The sequence below is a fragment of the Candidatus Glomeribacter gigasporarum BEG34 genome (assembly GCF_000227585.1).
GTDB classification, from domain to species: Bacteria; Pseudomonadota; Gammaproteobacteria; order Burkholderiales; family Burkholderiaceae; genus Glomeribacter; species Glomeribacter gigasporarum_B.
In genome coordinates, this window is the sequence record NZ_CAFB01000097.1 from 1 (window position 1) to 2,404 (window position 2,404).

2 protein-coding genes and 1 pseudogene are annotated in these 2,404 nt (G+C 57.9%); all 3 read right to left on the reverse strand.

What is annotated here, in order from left to right; genetic code table 11:
• On the reverse strand, nt 1–185 hold a 185-nt coding region (locus CAGGBEG34_RS09020), incomplete at its 3' end, for a 2Fe-2S iron-sulfur cluster-binding protein (protein ID WP_042688496.1).
• Between the two features lie 20 nt (nt 186–205).
• Nucleotides 206–1,978 carry a succinate dehydrogenase flavoprotein subunit gene (gene sdhA / locus CAGGBEG34_RS09025; protein WP_006683331.1) on the reverse strand — a complete coding sequence of 591 codons (1,773 nt, stop codon included), beginning with the start codon at nt 1,976–1,978 and terminating at the stop codon, nt 206–208.
• Nucleotides 1,979–2,117: 139 nt separating this feature from the next.
• Nucleotides 2,118–2,404: pseudogene (gene sdhD / locus CAGGBEG34_RS10460) on the reverse strand (succinate dehydrogenase, hydrophobic membrane anchor protein); the annotation flags it as partial.

Sequence of the window (2,404 nt, forward strand, 5' to 3'; positions counted from 1 at the left end):
GAGCCGCACACGCCTTCGCGGCACGAGCGGCGGAATGCAAGCGATTCATCGATGGATTTCAGCCGGATCAATACATCGAGCAGCATCCGGTCATCTGGATTCAGTTCCAGTTCATAGCGCTGCATGCGCGGCGCGGTATCCTGGTCGGGATCGTAGCGATAAATGTCAAAAATACGTTTGCTCATTGTGTGATCCAGAAAATGCGCTAGAAAGTGCGCGCTTTGGGCGGAATGCTTTCCACCGTTAATGGCTTAAGCTGCACCGGCTTATATTCCAAACGATCATTAACGCTATACCACAACGTATGGCGCAGCCAATGTTGATCGTCCCGCTTTGGATAATCTCGGTGCGCATGCGCGCCGCGGCTTTCTGTGCGCGCTGCGGCGGAAATCATCGTTGCGCGCGCCACTTCAATTAAATTATCCAATTCCAGCGCTTCGATGCGCGCGGTATTAAAGACCTTCGATTTGTCTTTCAGATGGATGCGCCGAGTGCGGGCGGCCAACGCATTTATCTTTGCAGCGCCCTGCGCGAGCAGTTCAGCGGTGCGAAACACGCCCGCGTGCGCCTGCATCGTTGTGCGGATATCGTCGGCCACGCATTGCGCATATTCGCCCGAAGTGGACGCATCCAGCAGCGCCAGACGCGCAAGGGCGCGTTCCGCGGCATTCGCCGGCAGCGGTTTGTGATGCTGCGCTTTGGCGGTTTGGACCATATGTTTTCCAGCGGCGCGCCCGAAGACGACCAGATCAAGCAATGAATTGGTGCCGAGCCGGTTTGCGCCGTGCACGGAGACGCAGGCGCATTCGCCAACCGCGTAAAAACCGTGGACCGGCGCGTAACAGTCGCCTGGTTTGCCGATGACCTGACCGTGAATATTGGTCGGGATGCCGCCCATTTGGTAATGGATGGTCGGTACAACCGGAATCGCTTCCCGGACGCAATCCACGTTTGCGAATTTGAGCGCGATTTCTCGAATCGATGGCAACCGTTTGTGGATCGTTTCAGCGCCGATATGCGATAGATCGAGCAGCACATACGCTTTATCCGGCCCGCAGCCGCGGCCTTCCTTGATTTCCTGATCCATCGCGCGCGAGACGAAATCGCGCGGCGCGAGATCTTTCAGCGTCGGCGCATAGCGTTCCATAAAACGCTCGCCGTTCGCGTTGCGCAAAATCCCGCCTTCGCCGCGCACGCCTTCCGTAATGAGAACGCCCGCGCCCGCGACGCCCGTCGGATGGAACTGCCAGAATTCCATATCTTGCAGCGGGATGCCGGCGCGCGCGGCCATGCCAAGCCCGTCGCCCGTATTAATGAAGGCATTCGTCGATGCCGCATAAATACGTCCCGCGCCGCCCGTTGCGAACAATGTGCATTTGGCTTCGAGGATGTGCACATCGCTGGTTTCCATTTCGAGCGCAACGACGCCGAGCACGTCACCGTCCGCATCCCGAATTAAATCGAGCGCCATCCATTCGACCAGAAACCGGGTTCTGGATTTGACATTTTGCTGGTAAAGGGTATGAAGCAGGGCGTGGCCGGTCCGATCCGCCGCCGCGCAGGCGCGTTGAACGGGTTTTTCGCCATAATTCACCGTATGCCCGCCAAATGGACGCTGATAGATCGTGCCATCGGGGTTGCGGTCGAAAGGCATCCCAAAGTGCTCCAGTTCATACACGGCATTCGGCGCTTCGCGACACATAAATTCAATTGCGTCTTGATCACCGAGCCAGTCGGAACCCTTGACCGTATCGTAAAAATGGTAATGCCAGTTGTCTTCGCTCATATTGCCGAGCGAAGCGCCGATGCCGCCTTGCGCGGCGACGGTGTGAGAACGGGTCGGGAATACTTTCGACAGAACCGCAACCGACAGGCCCGCCTGCGCGAGCTGCAGGGAAGCGCGCATCCCGGAACCGCCCGCGCCCACAATGACAACGTCGAAACGGCGGCGCGGCAGGGAATTTTGAATGGCAACCACTACTTAAAATCCATTAAGAGAGATAGGAGCTTCGCACAGCCGTGCTGGCAAGGCGCGCCGACGCAGACAGTACAGCTGTACGGCAAGGAGGCGCAACGCCGCCAGCGCGGCTGTGCGAAGCTCCTGAGAGGTTGGAATTCCACAGAATTTGCACGCCATAGCCCGCGCATCCGAGCAGCCAGAGGAGGGTCAGCGTCATCAGCGTCAGCCGTATCGAAAAAGGCTTGATGTAGTCCATCCAGATATTGCGCATTCCAACCCAAGCGTGATAGCACAAAGCGAGCAGCGCGATGGATGCGGCCAGCTTCATCCATCGATTCGCAAAAATCGCCACCCAGCCTGCGTGCGAAAAACGGCGGGCGCTGAAAAAGCAGATCAACAGGATGACGGTATAGGCTGCCATCACAACTGCTGTGATGCGCTGCA